This is a genomic window from Paenibacillus sp. FSL F4-0125 (genome assembly GCF_038008565.1).
Lineage (GTDB): Bacteria > Bacillota > Bacilli > Paenibacillales > Paenibacillaceae > Paenibacillus_AQ.
This window is the reverse complement of sequence record NZ_JBBOZJ010000001.1, coordinates 214261-231870: the sequence shown is the minus strand read 5'-3', so window position 1 is coordinate 231870 and position 17610 is coordinate 214261. Positions and strand designations below refer to the sequence as shown.

Annotated in this window: 15 protein-coding genes and 1 pseudogene; 3 read left to right on the top strand and 13 right to left on the bottom strand. The window is 42.2% G+C overall.

The window, feature by feature from the left end; translation table 11 throughout:
* Window positions 1-14: 14 nt before the first annotated feature.
* The 4 genes from NST74_RS01115 to NST74_RS01100 form a co-directional block, all read right to left on the bottom strand.
* Window positions 15-1331: a BaiN/RdsA family NAD(P)/FAD-dependent oxidoreductase gene (locus NST74_RS01115; protein WP_341110032.1), complete on the bottom strand. Its 1317-nt coding sequence runs from the start codon at window positions 1329-1331 to the stop codon at window positions 15-17.
* Window positions 1332-1552: 221 nt separating this feature from the next.
* Window positions 1553-2200: a 2OG-Fe(II) oxygenase gene (locus tag NST74_RS01110; protein ID WP_042123362.1), complete on the bottom strand. Its 648-nt coding sequence runs from the start codon at window positions 2198-2200 to the stop codon at window positions 1553-1555.
* A gap of 174 nt (window positions 2201-2374) precedes the next feature.
* Complete coding sequence (locus NST74_RS01105; protein ID WP_042123360.1) at window positions 2375-2575, bottom strand: cold-shock protein; 201 nt, start codon at window positions 2573-2575, stop codon at window positions 2375-2377.
* A gap of 253 nt (window positions 2576-2828) precedes the next feature.
* Window positions 2829-3716 (bottom strand): DMT family transporter, encoded by an 888-nt coding sequence (locus NST74_RS01100; protein ID WP_341110030.1) that lies wholly within the window; start codon window positions 3714-3716, stop codon window positions 2829-2831.
* Between the two features lie 366 nt (window positions 3717-4082).
* Here NST74_RS01100 and NST74_RS01095 point away from each other — a divergent pair, with 366 nt between their 5' ends.
* Window positions 4083-4421, top strand: a complete 339-nt coding sequence (locus tag NST74_RS01095) for a hypothetical protein (RefSeq protein WP_042123357.1) — start codon at window positions 4083-4085, stop codon at window positions 4419-4421.
* A gap of 66 nt (window positions 4422-4487) precedes the next feature.
* Here NST74_RS01095 and NST74_RS01090 read toward each other — a convergent pair whose 3' ends face one another.
* The 5 genes and pseudogenes from NST74_RS01090 to NST74_RS01070 form a co-directional block, all read right to left on the bottom strand.
* The gene (locus NST74_RS01090; RefSeq protein WP_341110029.1) at window positions 4488-6308 is read right to left on the bottom strand and encodes a PrsW family glutamic-type intramembrane protease; all 1821 of its coding nucleotides are present in this window, start codon (window positions 6306-6308) and stop codon (window positions 4488-4490) included.
* Between the two features lie 12 nt (window positions 6309-6320).
* On the bottom strand, window positions 6321-6947 hold the full coding sequence (locus NST74_RS01085; protein ID WP_341110028.1) for a hypothetical protein: 627 nt from the start codon (window positions 6945-6947) through the stop codon (window positions 6321-6323).
* A gap of 114 nt (window positions 6948-7061) precedes the next feature.
* Window positions 7062-7745 carry a Crp/Fnr family transcriptional regulator gene (locus tag NST74_RS01080; protein WP_042123352.1) on the bottom strand — a complete coding sequence of 228 codons (684 nt, stop codon included), beginning with the start codon at window positions 7743-7745 and terminating at the stop codon, window positions 7062-7064.
* Between the two features lie 233 nt (window positions 7746-7978).
* A pseudogene (locus NST74_RS01075) lies at window positions 7979-8488 on the bottom strand (alpha/beta hydrolase); the annotation flags it as partial.
* Window positions 8479-8847 (bottom strand): S-layer homology domain-containing protein, encoded by a 369-nt coding sequence (locus NST74_RS01070; RefSeq protein WP_341115798.1) that lies wholly within the window; start codon window positions 8845-8847, stop codon window positions 8479-8481. The gene NST74_RS01070 and the pseudogene NST74_RS01075, both read right to left, overlap by 10 nt.
* Before the next feature lie 120 nt (window positions 8848-8967).
* On the opposite strand from NST74_RS01070, the gene NST74_RS01065 reads away from it, so the two are divergent.
* A complete protein-coding gene (locus tag NST74_RS01065; protein ID WP_341110027.1) occupies window positions 8968-9387 on the top strand; it encodes a jacalin-like lectin in 420 nt (139 codons plus the stop codon).
* A gap of 112 nt (window positions 9388-9499) precedes the next feature.
* Complete coding sequence (locus tag NST74_RS01060; protein ID WP_283909785.1) at window positions 9500-9676, top strand: hypothetical protein; 177 nt, start codon at window positions 9500-9502, stop codon at window positions 9674-9676.
* A 77-nt stretch (window positions 9677-9753) separates the two neighbouring features.
* Here the strand turns inward: NST74_RS01060 and NST74_RS01055 are convergent, their stop codons facing one another.
* The 4 genes from NST74_RS01055 to NST74_RS01040 all read right to left on the bottom strand — a co-directional run bounded on the left by NST74_RS01055 (window position 9754) and on the right by NST74_RS01040 (window position 17610).
* Window positions 9754-11988 carry a carbohydrate-binding domain-containing protein gene (locus NST74_RS01055; RefSeq protein ID WP_341110026.1) on the bottom strand — a complete coding sequence of 745 codons (2235 nt, stop codon included), beginning with the start codon at window positions 11986-11988 and terminating at the stop codon, window positions 9754-9756.
* Between the two features lie 215 nt (window positions 11989-12203).
* A complete protein-coding gene (locus NST74_RS01050; protein WP_042123344.1) occupies window positions 12204-13457 on the bottom strand; it encodes a mechanosensitive ion channel family protein in 1254 nt (417 codons plus the stop codon).
* A gap of 339 nt (window positions 13458-13796) precedes the next feature.
* Window positions 13797-15929, bottom strand: coding sequence for a pectate lyase family protein (locus NST74_RS01045; protein WP_341110025.1), 2133 nt, complete (start codon window positions 15927-15929; stop codon window positions 13797-13799).
* Window positions 15930-16293: 364 nt separating this feature from the next.
* Window positions 16294-17610 carry a BaiN/RdsA family NAD(P)/FAD-dependent oxidoreductase gene (locus NST74_RS01040; protein ID WP_341110024.1) on the bottom strand — a complete coding sequence of 439 codons (1317 nt, stop codon included), beginning with the start codon at window positions 17608-17610 and terminating at the stop codon, window positions 16294-16296.

The following is a 17610-nucleotide window of genomic DNA, read 5'->3' as shown; positions in this document are numbered from 1 at the left end:
TCTTTTTCTTCGAATCATTCAGGATTAGTTGCAATATGATCAGCAAGCCCTTTTGCTGCAGCATAACCTGAACTCCAAGCCCACTGCAGGTTGTATCCACCACAGTCTCCATCTACATCCATGACCTCACCCGCAAAATAGAGCCCGGGAACAAGCCTGGATTCCATCGTTTCTTGGTTGATGTCCATTGTGTCGATGCCTCCGGCTGTAGTTTGGGCGAAAGTAAAGTTATTGGTACCTATGACTGTGAATTCCCAATTCTTCATGATTCGATAAATTATTTTTTTCGTATTCCACGATAAATCCTGACAAAGCAGGTTAGGCTGCTGATTGATGCCTGCTTCCTTCATTAATACAGGAATTAGCTTCTTGTTGATAATGCCGATAAAGGATTCCGCAACAGTCCGGTGCCCGAATGTACCCCAGTGCATTTCCAGAAAATCAATTACTTCTTCGCCACTGCGGTCCGGCATTAATTCGACCGATATCACCACAGGCTTCTCTTCAGCTAAGTTATAAGAAGCAACTCGACTAAGCTGGAGAATGGCTGGACCGGAGATACCATAGTCGGTGAAAAGAATCTCGCCATATTCGCTGCGGATCGTTTGACCGTCCACCATGATATGAGCCATTCCCTCGAATTTGACACCTGACAATGCCTTTAGATGCGGATAATCCAGCTTCAATTGAACAATGGCCGGCAAAGGCTCAATAAGCGTGTGCCCTAAACGTTGAGCCAGGGTGTACCCGGAACCGTCCGTTCCCGTTTTCGGAGCGGTAAGACCGCCTGTACATAGAAAAAGATAATCACTGGTTAATACAACCTGCTCCTCCGACTCTGTCTGGCAAACAATCCTAAAACGTGGATGATCTATCGACACAGTAACATCCAACACTTTATGATTAAAATACACAGGCACATTCCGGTCCTTCATCGCAAGCTGGAAAATATCCAACACAGAGCCAGCCTGCAGTGACATCGGATACATCCGACCATCCTCCAAGCTTGTTAGCGGAAGTCCGAGCATTCTAAAAAAGTCGATGGTTTGTTGGATACCAAATTGCTGCAGCGCAGACAATGGAAAGTCAGGCTGAGTACTGTGATACTTATATAATAAAGCAATCGTCTCCTCCGGCTCCATCGTTGTAGAATTATTCGTAATATTACAGCGACCGTTTCCTGTCGTTAATATCTTTTTGCCAATCCGGTCGTTGCCCTCCAATATAGCTGCATCAATACCAAAGTCACTCGCAGTAATGGCAGCCATTAACCCTGCAGCGCCCCCACCAATAATAAACAGCTTGTGATGATTACTTTGAAACTCTCTCATGATGTTAGATTCACCCTATTTGAAATAGTGAATAAATATTATAACATAGTGACTAGTAAATCCTCCAATCAATACTCCGATCCCCCTTAGCCTCTCTCCAATCTATAGAAATTATCAGTAAAATTACTTACTTTAATATAATAAGACACCCTTTAGGGTGTCTTGTCTGGAAGATATATTGACTGTAGTAAGTGAGATTAAAAAAATACAATAACTTACATCTAGGAAGAGCGAAGGACTTGTCTTCTCATCCACATCGTTGCAACCCACTTTTCGCCTTTGATTACTGGCATACCTGCATGTAAGGTGGACTCGTTTAATTCATGATTATCATAAAAATATTCGAAGTAGACCGCCATACCTTTATTAGGGCTCACAGATAAATTAAGCATAGGGAAATCTGTTTCTCCACCTTCCTCCACATCATTCAAATACATCACGAGCGTACTAATTCGATTATTGCTACTTGCTCGACTCGTTTGTGCGAAGAAATCATGATGGGGTAGATACTCTTGACCAGGGATATACAAAAGGACTTGCAAGCCATCACCGTGCTCGATAGGGATATTCATAATTTGTGAGAATCGTTTCTCGATTCTTGTAACCGTCTCATTCTCCTCACAGAACACACCGCTGCTCGTTCTAATTGAATTGACCACATGGTCTTCGCCTATTTTCGAACGTTGCAATCGTTCTCTAGAATACTCAATTAACTCATTACATTCCTCATCGCTAAGCACGTTTCCTAACAGGACAACCAGCGGCTCTTCATACTTGGCAAGAATTCGAATTTCTCTGTCTTCTGTCTTGATCGTATTTCCAGCATGATCGAATATCGTCCGTTCTTTGTCTGTCGTATTCCCTATCATCCTTATACAGCTCCCAAGTTATAACATCAATCACCAAAAAACATACCATAAAATGGTTTTATTTGCTTGATTAACTTCAGAACATCAAAAGATTCAGGATATCAGCCCGTTCTTTATCCCCTGAAAAAAAATAAAAAAGCCCCAAACATATTGTTTGGGGCTTCGAGCTCTATATTAGAGTTTTACGACATTCTCAGCTTGTGCTCCGCGATTGCCTTGTACGATATTAAATTCAACACGTTGACCTTCGTCCAAAGATTTAAAACCGTCTCCAGTGATTGCGCTGAAATGTACGAATACATCACTACCGCCCTCAACTTCGATAAATCCAAATCCTTTTTCTGCGTTAAACCATTTAACTGTGCCTGTTTCCATACTAATTACCACCTAATTTTAATTTACATGACATTCTTATCTCTAAAAATAAAAAATACACATATGGTACAAGGTTATTAATTCAAGAACAACCCTCTACACTATGTGTATTTATTAGGACGCTACTTCAATAAATTTATTATAACATATCTAAGTCTATTAAGATACTAATTCACAAGTATATGAATAAATTGGTAAAAATAAGGGCTGTAACCCGGAGAATTAATGAGTCTCCGAGTCTCTCCCCCTCCGGCTATTCCACCGGGTTTAATATCGCACTTTTTCGTTGATACGTAGATAACATAACTCCTGTCAGAATGAACAATGACCCTAACACTTCCACACCTGTGATGGGTTTGTACAGTAATATTAATCCCATAATCATGGCTACAAAAGGCTCTAAATTAGATAATACAGACGCTTTTGAAGCATTAACATGTCGAATATTGTTATTCCAAATCAGAGTGGCTATGCCATGTACAACAACGGCGGTTCCAATCAGCAGAGCCCAATCCGTAATATTCGAGCTCATTCGTATAGGTGTATCTAGCGAGAAGGCAAAAGGGATCGATACTATAAAACCCACCAGATTTGAATATAAAGTAATCGTGAGTGGATCTATTCTTTGCGAGAGTACCCTAGTCATAATAATCATAATTGCGAATGTTATCATCGTCACAACAATCCACAGTAGTCCTTTGTCAAAATGTAACGAGGATGATCCACCTTTTACAACGACAAAATAAATGCCTATGATCGCTAGAATGGACCCCATGACCATACGAATCGTTAATTTTTCTTTTAAAAAAACAGCGGCTAACATGCCCGTTAAAATAGGAGTCATAGCTAAAATAATTGCAGATGTCGTTGGATCAGCCGTTTGCAGCCCTTTAAAAAAGGACCATTGATTAATAAACACACCAATAACACCTAAAGATAAAATTAGTAGGACATCCGATTTACCTACCAGCTTAAAATTCTTTTTGTAAGCCGTTATTCCAACTAGACATAACACTATAAATAAAAGTCTCAGTGATGTTAACAGACCAGGGGAGAAGTCCTGAACTAAGATCTTTCCAAACACAAAGTTGCTACCCCATACGACTACACAAAAAGTGAGCCAACCATAAGCTTTCAGCATTTAAATCACCTTTCAATACTACCGACTACACAGCTTTCATAACAGCCTTACGCCAAAAAAAATAGACCCCACCCATCGTAAGATACGGGGTCTATTGTACTGTTGGTTAGTAAGCATCGGTTCTTCTTTGTGTCTATTATAACCTCCATGGGTTATTCATGCGCTTAATTTATAAAGGGAATAATATCCACATGACATTGTGAGCCACTGTTCATTCTTGCAATGAGCTGTCCTCTCGTTTAACACATAATCCAGAAAACATTTCATCCCCCGCGAAACATAGTAAAGAATCTTCGAAACGCCCATTCACTTTTCTCCGCTTCTACATACAATGTTTTAGCCCATCCATTAAGGAGTGACAAGATTATGTCATTTTTACCACCTCCAAGTTTCCCAGGATTCCCAGGGCAGCCGGGACAGGCGGGACAGCCAGGTCCCGGGCAACCAGGACTCACAGCACCCAGCTCACCTCCCCCAGAATTCATCCCTCAGCAATCTGCGGTTTCGCCCCTTGCTGTCGACCCGGGAGCAATTGCTGGCTGTTTGTTTCGGAATACGTACATTTGGCTTGTCAATAGAAATCAATTCTGGTTTTACCCGGTTTTCGTAGGACGCACCTCGGTTGCTGGATTTCAGTGGAACGGAAGGTTCTGGGTGTATACAGGATTGAGCTTGGAGTCCATCCAATCCTTTACATGTTTCTAAATGAGCACGCAAACAAGCTCCGTTCCACTAGGAACGGAGCTTTTGGCTCTACGTCAAAGTTAATTATCATTTCACCCTTAATGCCTGGCCACAGCGTGCACAGTAGCGAGTACCTTGAGGAGACATAGACCCGCAGCCTTCACAAAAAAGCTCCTGCGTCTTAAGCTTCACTTGATCGTCATGCCTTATCGCCTCATGCGTGGTTGGATTTAACATGTTCAATGCATGGAACTCCTCTTTTCTTCCCCTGCGAATGAGTGAGAACAATATATAGAGACCCACAAACCCGACTACGGCCATAGCACCCGCCTTCATCAGACCCGATTCAAAGTGATAATTCCATAATGCATGCATCACGACTGCTGCCAAAAACATCTCCATTGCACGTCGCCCTTTCGTCCACGGCTTACTGTCACCCAAGCTCGAGTTCTTATGCACACTGCTTGCATACCAGATACCCACAGTTGCGATAGCAGTCCATGTTCCATGACCGAAGGGAGATAATAATGCTCTCATCCATAGGACGGCGAGCATTCCAAGTGAAGAGGCATCGTCAATATGTACCCATCCATAAATAATACTTTCCACTGCAGCAAATCCCATTCCTGCTGCGGCACCAAACACCACTGCATCCATCAGAAAATGAATTTTTCGCGTCCGAACGAGCATCACACAGACTAATAATTTTGCAGTTTCTTCAATTAGAGCTACAGACAACGGTACGTAAAGCTGCGAAAAGTCGGAGGAATTTGCTTTTACTTCAAAAAGCCAAATCCGCTCTAAATACCAAGCCAGAGGGATAGCAACAATCGCCGTGGACACAAAAACTAAACCAAGCCTCCTCTGGCGAAAGCCTACTAACTGCTGACTTCTCATAAAAGCTACGAATGCTACAGGACCCACAACACCTCCAACAATTAAAGCGGCGATCTTCCACCATTGGCTATGAAGGAATAGTGCCAAGAAGGATAAGACAAGGAATCCACCTACCAGCCAGAGTAATTGCTCCATCCACTTGTCCTTGGCCTTAGGTAGCGATTTATTATCCTCTACAATAGACTCCCCACCGATGGCGATGGTGACTTTCTCCAACATATGGGGTGTTCGTATATTTAGAACCTCTATGAGTTGTTGACGAACCGGAGCATAATAGTCAAGTATAGTTAAGAATTCTAACTTACCCATGATCAGTAATTCACTATCTTCTACCGCGATCAACGTGTGCGAGGAAACCGTGTCCGTTAGTAACTCTGTCTCTCCATAAAAATCCCCTTCTCGAAGAATAGTCTTACGCCGCTTTCGGCTGCAAAGCTCGATGCTTCCGCTGCTAATCATGAGAAATTGATCAACATCCGTACCTTCCGCGATAATCTCTTCGCCCTTCGTTACTTTCTTAATCGTTGTAATCTCTGCAAGACCCCGAAGTTCAGCATCAGGTATGACCGACCAGATTGTCGCTTTGCGAAGCATACTATGGATCATTCGAATCCGTATGTTCACGAGCACACTCTCATAAAATAGCGGACTCAGGCTCGCCAAATATTCGAACGAGGAACGGTCCAGACGCAACGCCTTTACTGGTCCGATTGCCGTAACACTAGCTGATCTTTGTACGTTCCGAATAAGACCGATCTCTCCCACTAACTCTCCCGGTCCAAGTTCAGCTAAGAGCAGCGCCTTTCCAACTAAGTTCACCGAGGTGACTTGCACTTTCCCTTGCCATATAATGAAACAGTCCTTAGAGGTGGACTCTTCCATAAGAAGTCGTTGTCCATCCTCTAAAGACATAAGTTTTATAGCGTTAATTACATTTCGTAGCTCATTATCAGGAATACCTCGTAATAACGGATGATCACGTAGAAAATCGACTGCAGCACTTGGTATCATAGTTTTAATTCATCACCGCATATTTCCTATAATACTATTTCTGGAATCTTCCATTTTTTTAACAAAATTCGTCATTACATCGAAAGCTTCGTTCCGCTTATTGGATAAACTTTGCAGGCGCAGCATGTCCATTTGCTGACTATTACTTGCACTATCAATCTGTGACTTGATTTGTCCCAACAGACTCTCAAGCTCGCCTTTTGTTTGCGGTATAGCCATACTCATGGCAGTAAACATGGCACCCTTGTCATCTGCCAGCTTCACAGCAGCGTTAGCCTCAGTACCTGAAGGAAGCTTCCCTAGCTCTTCATTGATAATTCCCAACAATTGATTCAGTTTTGAGATTGTTTCATTCTTGGCTTGTACGGATTCGATTTGATCTTTCAACTGATCTTCTAACATACTTGCACGACTAGACTGTACAGCCATCAATGCTGTTTCAAGATCCATACCCTGAATGTTAACCTGTGTCACACCACCCACTCCATTAACGCTGCCTACCGAATTTTGCGTGGCATTTCCATTCAGGGCATCCTTAACGGAGTTATAAACCGAATTGTTATATAACAAGGCCCCGCCTACAATGATCCCCAGTACAAAAGTACCTGACATAGATAAAACTAATTTTTTAACACTCATTCCAGTTCCTCTTTTCATTTATTAATAGTCGTTCGTGTTCTTTGTTAATACTGTTATATCATTTAGGTTGATTAATGTTCTGTAACCCCAATTACAATTTTCAAATATCCAAATTTAAATTACGTCAAGTATATTTCTGAGTCTATCTATGTTACACACGAGTATCTTTCTCTGGTCAATACGTATCAACTGCTCATCCTGTAATCCTAGCAATGATTTTGTCACAGTCTCACGCGCCGTTCCTGTCATATCTGCCAAGTGTTGATGTGTTAGCTTCAAATCGATTAGAACACCTTCATCACTGGGCACGCCATGCTGTTCTGTTAGACGCAACAACACGCGAGCAATGCGCGTACGCACGTCAATAACGGTCAAATCTGTTATTAATTTATTGGCATCACGTAGACGATCTAAGGCTGTTTCCAAAATGCCGATTAGTATTTCTGGGTTACTTTTTAATAGGGGAATGAAATCGCGTTTTTTCAGAATACATAAGGTGGACTTCTCAATGGTCCTTGCAGAAGCAGAGCGTGTTCTTTCATTTTGCAGCAAAGCCATCTCTCCAAAGAAGTCACCTTCTCTAAAAATAGAAAGGATCACATCCCTAGAGTGGTTATCTTGATAGATTTGAACAACTCCTGAGATTACCAGATAGAGTTCCTCTCCCTCTTCACCTTCAAAAAAGATGGACTCTCCTTTTATATAAGTACGCTCACTACATAGCTTGGCAATTTCAGCTAAATATTCATCATCAAGATGTTCGAAGAACGGGAAATCTCGTAACAGTTGTGGGTTCATCTTCAAGAGCTGCCTCCAGTGTAAATAGTTAATTCTTTTAAGATTGAGTAAGCCTCAACTCTAGCAATAGCTAAGCTTTAGGACCATCCTTTATTGTAATGCTTTTAAATTAAGATAAATAGTGACAGCAGTCATCAAATTATTATGACATTTTTACATTTTATGGATGATAAAATAAAAAAGAATCAAACGCGTGGATCATCGAAAAGATGCCCCGGCTTGATTCATTTTTTCTACTTGAAAGCTCCTCGTAAAGCCTCAATTCTTCGTGTTACACTCTGCTGCACAATTTCACTTTTTTCAGCTATATCATACCCATGAACGGTTCCCTTGGTGTGATACAATTCAACCTGAACCCCACTTTTTTGTAAAGCCTCTGCGTAATGAATTCCTTCGTCCCGCAAACAATCAAACTCCGTAATTTCAACATAGGAGTCAGGTAAGCCTGTTAATGATGTTGCTTCCATAGGAGATGCATATTCTCTCTTGCTAGCGGCTACTCCATTCTTGATATACAATTCCCACATTTTCTTATTAAGTTTGGTGTTCCACAGTGGTGTGTCTGTAAACTCTTTAATGGATTCCGTAGTCTGTCTTGCATCTGTTACTGGATAAAGTAGCATTTGATAACAAATAGGAGGAGCTTGCCTATCGCGTGCCATTAAAGTCACTGCAGCAGCAAGTGCGCCACCCGCGCTATCTCCCCCAATTGCTATTCTACTCTTATCAATCCCTAAGGCGTCCGCATGATTGCAGACCCACTCGAATGCTGCATAACAATCCTCGACACCAAATGGAAAAGCGTATCACAGACCCAATGGATATGGGCAGGTGCTGCTTTTAGGACAAATGCTCCTCCATGGATGTAAATAAGGCAAGGAGTATTCTTTGGAATACCATCAGGTTCAATTACCGTCAGCTCAACGCTTCCGTCTTTATAGCCTGAAATAACTTCTTTCGTTATATTCACACCTGTTACAATGCCATCTGGCCGGAAGCTGCCGTCCTCGAAGCCGCGCGCAATTCCTAGCGCAGCCGCCTGACGGATTGCGTCTTGCGCCCAGTGGTCCTGCACATCGCTGAAGTTCACCGGTAGAGGCATGGCCGAATTGGCAGGCACTGCTCCATACCTATTTTACCGACGCTAAAGGTAACCAGCTTTCAGACCACTACGCCATCAGCTCAAATTTCTCCTTCACAAAAAGCAGCAGCTTATTCTACAGTGATCTCATTGGTGGTCTGGAGGATCAGCCTTCAACTTCTAAGAAGTACAGCCGTATCCACAAGCAGTCCAACCTCCGTAACCTTAAAAGGAGCAAGCCGTATAGATTCCATAGCTATGCAATACGCCGATGGAAGCACGCTGGTGAATGGCGGCACAGGCGGTACAGCAGCAACGCTCACACTTAACAGCGGGGAGTTCATCACAAGCGCTGTGGTGTACAAAAACAGCTATAAAGGCAGCGATCGGATATTCTATCTTGAATTGACAACTAATCAAAACCGCAAAGTAGCCGCAGGGACAAAAAGCGGAACCTCTTACACTTTGTCTGCTCCTTCAGGTAGCTATGTCGCAGGTTTCTTAGGTCGCGGTGGAAACAACTTAGACAAGCTGGGCTTGATTTTCAAGATATTACAGTAAAATAACATCCAAAATAATGGCATATAGAATAAAAATACATTACGAATAGCCACACAGTAGCCAGCACATAATAAAATTCACAACCATTAGGTAATCAAGGAGGAATTTTCAATTGAGTGCAAATCAACCAGACAAGAATCTGATCAACACCGTAAAAGAATTGGAAGCCACTCCCGTAAACAGCCTGGAAGCCCAACAGCAGCAACAAGCCCGTAATGATCGCCGCAAACAAGCTCAGCATGACAGCGATGGAAAATTCACGGAAAATGAAACCGGGAACTTTCATTAGAGTCGTCAGTAATATTCTCTTTTCAAGATGAAAATAAAAAAGACACCTGAAAGGGTGTCTTTTTTATTACTCCATATCTATAGCAGCTTGCTTAATATAGACGCAAGATCTGCGCGAGTCATTGTACCCGTAAGAGTATTTGGAAAAAGCTCGTCTACCGCAATATTTAATCCATTCAGTTCCACATATCTCGATATAACAGCTTTCATCTGCTCAGCAGTCAGGTTAGCATTGGGCATGAAATTTCCTTTTCCATCGCCAATAACAAGTCCATTTTCAACTGCCCAACCAACATACCCACTATACCAGCTATTTTTCACAATATCATTGAAGGCGTTGGATTCAGTCTGCTCTATATTAAGAAGCCTACCAAGAGTTGTAATCGCAGTTGCACGTGTTACTGGTGAATTTGGTGAAAATTGAGTAGAGCTCGTTCCAATCATAATTCCTTTTTCATACAAAGTCTTAATGGCATTATAAGACGCATCGTCTGACTTCACATCCGTGAAGGGTAGCATACCGATTGAAAATTGCCATTGTGATACCCCTGTGTATGTTTCGTTAGTAGACACAACCGCAATGGTAAGACGGTATTGTCCATCCTCCTTAGGCATAATCTTAGAGTAATCATCCTTTAACTCAGAAAGAAGATACGTTTCAGAATAGTTCTCAGAAGGTACGTCCGTTACTGTTAGCTGAATATCACTTTCAGGAACATTTGCACTTGCTGTAACTCCCTTCAATACAACACTTTTACCAGAAGCTACACTTTGAATGCCGGCTCCGTCATTGACGGTAAAGGTAACTTTTGTTTTACCGCTATTATCAGTTGCCTCGGAAATACCTGAAAAGCTATGAATAGAGTCCGTTATTTTAAATGCTGTAGAACCTTCACCGCTTACTGTTGTGTTTTGTCCGTCTGGATTAAAGCCACCTTCTGGTTTTCCCTGCTTCCCATCAGGAATTGCTGGAGGTGTACCTTCTGGTTTTTCTCCGGTAGTAGGACGCTCTCCTGTTGGAGGAGCAGCTTGGCCGTTGTCACCGCTAGGACGATTACCACCAAAGCCTCCGCCACCCATCATACCAAATGAATTTCCTGTATATTGTTGCTGTACTCCATTAATGTACAGATGATATTCAGTATTGAGCTTAAGGTCAGCCGATGAGAAGGTTACGCTTTGAAAGTTCTTTTCCGCAGTATGACTTAGTAATTCATTTCCTGCCGAATCTTTTAATGAAATTATACTTCCCTTCGCTTGTGTCGTAGCAAAAGAAAACTCCATAAACGGTTGCTTGGATGTAGAAGAGGTAGCATCATTACGCGTTCCTAGTGCAAGCACCGTACCACCATTAATGGTAATATCCTTATCTGCATCGATACCGCCGTCAGGACTACGATCGTTAGCCATAGTAACAATAGTTCCTCCGTTAATCGTTAAGTAGCCATTGGAGTCAATCCCATCACCTTCTGCTCCTAGACCTGCATTCACATAAAGATATCCACCATTGATACTTGTAACCGATATTCCATCCTCATTCGTATTGATTCCATCATCCTGGGATTGAATATAAACCTTTCCACCATTGAGAGCCAAATGCAGCTCAGAATCGAGCCCTTCGTTAGCAGCAGTAATATGTAGCTCTCCTGTTCCTTTAGCTTCTCCAGAAATGTTCATGGACATTTTAGAATAGAAGGCTCCATCATACTTATGCAGTTTTTTCGTTGTGCCCTCTTTATAAATTCGTGCGACATAAGAGCCGTTTACAGTGTTTACAGAACCATCTGCTAAAATAACCTGTGCACCTGCATGACTAAGATCGACAATTCCTTTGGTGTCCTCTGTATTAGAGTACGGCTCATATACATTGTAGAAAATAACTGCCGGAGCCACTGTACTCGTAATATCTGCTCCATCTAGAATAAGTGTTACTACCGCTGTAGGGTCAGAAGCCGCATCCTCCCCAAGATCAATTGCAAGCTGTCCTTTCGATAACTTGCCTGTGACACGATAAACGCCCGGTTTTGTAATGGTCACAACTGTATGCTTAGCTGCTTCCTCCGCACTGTGTGTATCTGAATCTGTACCTTCTCCATAGCTACTGTCATGTCCGTCCTCATAATACACAATGCTAGCTCCCGTATATACAGCGGCCGAAGAACTCGTTGACGCCTTCTGTCCATCAACGGTTACTGCTGAATCCGAAAGATTAATAACCGTTTCCTTCGTAGTTGTACTAGCAGAAGCAACCCCCACTACACTAGTCATTGTCAAGATTAAGACAAGCATAAGAGACATTGTACGCTTCAGCATACTATATCACTTCCTTTCGATAGATTTTATACACGATTAGTTTACATTTCTATTCTTAAACAAAGCTTATATTGAACTGAAAGTTAGCTGAAAATACAGTGATTGCATTGCTAGCAAATACAAAATACACCATCCTCATAAGGATGGTGTTCATAATGTTAGAGGCCAAGGAGATTCGCTCTCCTTACAATCACTCAGTTTATCTCCGCTCCATCTCAATATTCCCGAGAAAATTGCGCGCTCTCTTTTAGATGGACGATATCATGGCCGGTTGGATTTTGGAAAGCACGAAGTCCAAATGTCGGCATAACCGCAAAAATGTGGTCGAAGATATCCGCTTGAACCGATTCATATACTCCCCAGTTAATATCATTACTGAAAGCATAAATTTCCAATGGCAGACCGTTATCTCCCGGTGCTAACTGTCTGACGATCAGTGTCATATCCTTATGAATTTTCGGATGATTTCTCAAATATTGATGGATATATTCTCTGAATACACCCACATTCGTAAGTTGTCTACCGTTGACCATACTATCTGTATTAATCTGATGTTCCAGGTTGTACGTGTTAATTTCATTCAGTCTTGTCGTGACATAATCGGTAAGGTATTGAATCTTCATAAATTCATCAATCAGCTCTTGGGAACAAAAGCTTATGCTGCTCGTATCGATATAAATGCTTCGCTTAATTCTTCTGCCACCAGATGCTTGCATACCTCTCCAATTCCTGAATGAGTCCGAGATAAGAGCGTAGCTCGGAATCATCGTGATTGTCTTATCGAAATTCATAACCTTTACTGTGTTTAATGTAATGTCGATCACATCGCCATCCGCATTGTATTTAGGCATTTCAATCCAGTCACCAACACGCACCATATCATTCGATGATAATTGAACACCTGCAACAAGGCCTAATATGGAATCTTTAAAAATTAGCATTAGAACAGCCGATAAGGCACCAAGACCACTGAGAATAATTAAAGGATTCTGACCGATGAGGTTCGAGATCACCACGATACCACCGATGATGAATAGAACGATTTTTCCTACCTGAATGTATCCCTTAATGGGTCTAATCTTGGAAACCTCGAACGATCGATATATCGCATCCAGGGCATTGAGCAATGCATCAAACACCATGATAGTTACGATAATCATATACGTTAAAGCAAATTTTTCAATTATAGATTGGTAGGATGGGAAGATAGATGCTGAATAATAGATAATGATTGCTGGCATGAGATGCGACAGCTTATGGAATACTTTCTTCTCCAAAATGACATTGTCCCACGTATAACTATTGTTATTGATGATATGAATAATTGTCTTTAATACGATTTTTTTGGCTATAAAATTAACCATTATGGAGACCACAGCTATAAAAACAACCATGATCAAATTTGAGAGATATCCAATCATTTGTTCACTTATGCCATATCCGTCTAGATGATTTTTGATAAATTCCATTGTTTCCTCCTAAAGCAGTTTAGATCAGTCTATTATTATAAATTAGATTCTAGTACTACGCAAAATTCAAGTTACCATCAATAGGGTGATTTGGGGGAAGAGGGCTGAGCTATCTTTTCTCATATAGGCTTTCATGCGTCAGAGGCTCGGTTCATTTAACTGGGTTGGCTGAAAAAAACTATAGCTGGGCAAAAAGAGATCCGAGTATATAAGAGAGACTGGAAGAGTTTGGACCAAAGCAAAAGACACCCCTAAGGGTGTCTTTACTTCATATGGAGCCGATGGAAATCGAATCCGTCTGAATAATATAGAAATATATTAGTAAGGAATTAAAGCATCTTATTCTACATGCATGTAATACAGGTTCGTAGGACTATCCTTGGTAATGGTATGGGCACCGGGTGCAAGGACTACGCTGACAATACCATTGGTCATCGGGTAGCTTGTTCCATCGACCTTGATTTGAGTTCCGTCAGCTGTATTAAACACTAATGTTAGGGTTGAATCTTTAGTTGTCGTAAACCCAATGCTGGTTGGACTCTCAATTTTTAGACTTTGAGTGAGTGTTAGACCATTATATAATACAGTCCCCTTATTAATTGAGAGATTGCCTTGAATATTGAAGAAGTCGCTAATTGCTCCATCAGTCGTAAAGTTATGGGCATACGCTCCCGTTGGAGGCACCGGAGTTGCTGTCGGTGTAGGTGTTACCGTCGGCTTCGGCGTTACTGTTGGTGTTGGTGTTACCGTCGGCTTCGGTGTCGCTGTTGGTGTCGGCTCTGTTGAGTTGGAGTTACCGCCCACAGATACAAGCCCAGTGGTGTAACTTTTTATTTTGGACATCAGAGCTGTATTAAGTGCAGACGATGTGTCATCCACTGAATTATTAAACTGCCATGTGAAGTCTCCGCCATTCAATCGTCCAGCCTCTGCCGTAACAATCTGTTCAACTGCGTTCACGTCATCAATGTCAGATACCTTCGCTCCCGTATCAACGATTGTATCGAAATTGTTATACGTTGTGCCGCCTTTTAGTGTTCTGTATGAACTTGGGACGGTTTCATTTCTCGACGATGCTAAGTAGGCATCAAATGAGGTTGCTTTTGCCGGAGCTGTTCCAGCATCAGAGTTCGCATAAATAAGACTCGCAGCATTAACAATACTATTGTTGTATGCTTTGATCATACCTCCATTTTCACCTGAGAATGTACCTTCTCCTAAAGCGTCAGTACCCTGTAAAGAACTCATCATCGGATATTTAGCATGTCTAAAAGCATTTGATTCTACAAAAGCTGAACCTCCTGTGGTAACACCGACACCATATTTGGAAACTCCGTCATAAAGGTTATTATAGATATGAACAGAGGCTACTCTGATACGCGGATGACGGGAATCCGAATGATCGAACCAGTTATGGTGGAAGCTAACAAAGAATTCAGTAGACTCGCTCAGACCCACTAGAGCAACTTTTCCGGAATCCCAATAGTGGTTGTAAGAGATGGTAACATATGTTGACCCCTTTTTAACGTCCGTGGAACCATCACCTTTAACTTGGTCCGCATCACTTCCTGCAGATCCATAGAAAATATCATTATTGTGCACCCACACATTCGCATTGCCTGTATCCATTGAAATGCCATCGTCAGGGAATAACATCACCCCTAGGTTTCTTACTTCCACATTACCGACATATCTAAGAAGTATTCCCCAACCGTATGCATAAGCATCGTTCCCGATACCTTCAATCGTAATATTCATTTCCGAATAATTATTTTTACCTTTGACTTCAAGATATCCACTGCTGTTAAGTTGTCCTCTCAGATCAGCAGCTGTAACTTTTCCAATCATTCGAATGACTAGTGGCGTTTTATCATAACCTTTTTGTCTAAGTTTCAATATTTCACCAAGACCTACGCCTGTTTGTATAGCACCTGAGCTGTTGGCTTTCACACCAAGGGTTACGGTTTTAGCATTCTGAGAGGTTATGTACAGCACTTGTGCACCATTCTTGAGCGTTCCATCTTCATTATAAGCACCCGAACCAGTTCCATAGGGTGAGTTGGCCGAAAAAGAAAATCCAGATCGGTCAAATGACGTAACAGATAGCGGACTCGAAACCTCACTTACCACCCCACCGCCTGGCAGCGTAGCTTCAATTTTCATTACATAAGCTCCAGCAGCAAGTCCCACAGCATCCGCTCTCCAATAGGAAGCGTATTGTCGAATTAATTCATCATTAATTTGTTGATACTGGGAATCCGCTGCAGTTGCCGGTTTAACATATACCGTATAACCCGTCGCTTGACTTACAGGTGACCATTCCACATACGCAATTTCATTCCAGCCCCCACTACCCGTAATCGAAAGACCCGCAGCATGTGCTATCGTATTTCCTAATCCACCTGTAATTAAAGACACTACAAGTGAAAACAACAAAACTACACTAGAAAGCTTTCCAATTTTATTCTTCATTTTTCCCTCCAAAATATTAATTTGTCTTAGATACCGAGTGTTTAATAAAAATATTAATTCATTTTATATTCGATCTCGTTATTCTATCGGTAATTATTGGAATTGAATTTATATAGTTAATAAGAGTTGCATATATCTTCGTGTATATTTTATTTACAATGATGACAAATTCCTATCTCTCTAAGTTTACATGCTGTTTTCCAATAGGTATGATTTCCCAGTCAATGAAAAAGACACCTATTAAGGTGTCTTTTACTTTTAATCCATATGAGCAGAAGCATAACAAATCCACAATTAGCCGTCGTGTGTTCAATGCATGCAAGTATTCCACCGCAACGTGCCAAGAGTCACAACCATCTTCCCCTTACATGTTACCGTTACGGCGATCAGCAAGCGCCATCGCGGCGGCATAGCCGGAGCTCCAGGCCCATTGCAGGTTATAGCCGCCGCAATCTCCATCGACATCCATCACTTCACCTGCCAAATACAGTCCAGGGACTAACTTAGATTCTAACGTTCCTTCAGTTAGCTCCGTCGTATCGATGCCACCGGCTGTTGTTTGTGCATTAGTAAAGCTATTGGTATCCGTCACTTTAAATTCCCAACGCTTCAAGATTTTATAAAATATTTTTTTTGTTTTCCACGAAAGATCCTGACAAAGCAGGTGCAGCTGTTGATCAATTCCAGCCTCCTTCAGCAGAACTGGAATCAGTTTCTTGCTGACGATACCTATAAGGGAATCGGCAACCGTCCTGTGTCCGAAGATCCCCCAGTGGATCTCCAGAAAATCAATTAACTCTTCCTCCGTGCGCTCCGGCATTAAATCAACCGACAATGTCACCGATTCTCCTATTCCGAGATTATACGCAGCCTTTCTGCTGAGCTGAAGTATGGGCGGGCCCGAGATACCATAGTCCGTAAAAAGAATCTCACCAGACTCAGTGCGGATGACTTCATTGTTTACGATAACATGGGCCTGTCCCTCAAATTTGATGCCCGATAGTTCCTTCAAATACGGATAATCCAGCTTCAATTGTACAATGCCTGGCACCGGGTTGATCAGGGTGTGCCCCAGACGTTGGACAAGCGTATAACCGGAGCCGTCCGTTCCCGTTTTGGGAGCGGTAAGGCCGCCTGCACATAGAAAAAGATAGTCGCTGGTATACACAACCTGTTCCTCTGTCTCCGTCTGGCAGGTTATCGCGAACCGCGGATGTCCCTCCGAAACGGTAACATCCAACACTTTATGTTTATAATATACGGGAACATTCCGATCCTCCAGCGCCAGCTTAAATACACCCGGCACCGAAGCCGCCTGCAGCGACATCGGATACATCCGGCCATTCTCCAAGCTTATAAAAGGAAGCCCGAGCGAGGAGAAAAATTCGATCGTTTGGCGGACACCGAATTGCCGCAATACATGTATTGGGAATCCTTCCTGATTACTGTGATACTTGCGTGATAAAGCGGCCGCTTCATCCGTACCGGTGGCGGTGGATTGGTTCGTAATGTTGCAACGTCCGTTACCCGTCGTTATTATTTTCTTCCCAAGCCGGTCATTGCTTTCAATAATTGCTGTATCAATACCTTGATCCCTCGCTGTAACTGCAGCCATTAGACCTGCAGCACCCCCACCGATAATGAACAGCTCGTGGTGCTTAGAAGTCTGATCCTTATACAT